General features: G+C 62.9%; 1 protein-coding gene and 1 pseudogene. Both read right to left on the bottom strand.

Annotated features, from left to right (window positions below; all coding sequences use genetic code 11):
- Positions 1-217 (bottom strand): NUDIX hydrolase (locus F4V54_RS11365; protein WP_487246622.1); only part of this gene is annotated, 217 nt, incomplete at its 3' end.
- Between the two features lie 48 nt (positions 218-265).
- Positions 266-512, bottom strand: a pseudogene (locus F4V54_RS11370) (trypsin-like serine protease); the annotation flags it as partial.

The raw sequence follows: 512 nt of genomic DNA on the forward strand, positions 1-512 counted from the left end.
TGGCTGTGGTGGTGATTTCCTCGCCAGGCTCGCAGATGCCCTCGACGGGCGCCCAGGTCTCATTGTCGGCGCGTTGCACCAGCAGCACCGATGGGACTTCCCATAGCGCCGCGTTCATGGGAACATCGCGGACAATAACTGCGGTGCACGCCGGCAGGAATAGCTGCTGGTGGCCCACCTTCTCACGGAGGTTGAGGATGTATTCAGGGGTTGCCATGCCTACTACCCTAGCCGCTAGCTTTGTCCGCTTTTGGCCGCGCCCGCGCTAGGCCGCCTGCGCTATTTCAGAGCCCAAAATCTCCGGGATGAGCGCTACGATATCGGCTGCAGGGGTAAAGGAAAGCTCCATGTCCGACGCTTCGGCGCACTGACCTTTTAGCTCCTGCGTGGTGCCAGAGACTACGCCGACGATTGCGGGTCCTCCTGGCAGTTGGGCGTACATCGGCCCGCCGGAATCGCCTTGGGTACCGCACAGGCGCGCCCGAGCGGCCGTGGTTTCCATGCGGATCTCG

The organism is Corynebacterium tuscaniense (assembly GCF_008693065.1).
GTDB lineage: Bacteria > Actinomycetota > Actinomycetes > Mycobacteriales > Mycobacteriaceae > Corynebacterium > Corynebacterium tuscaniense.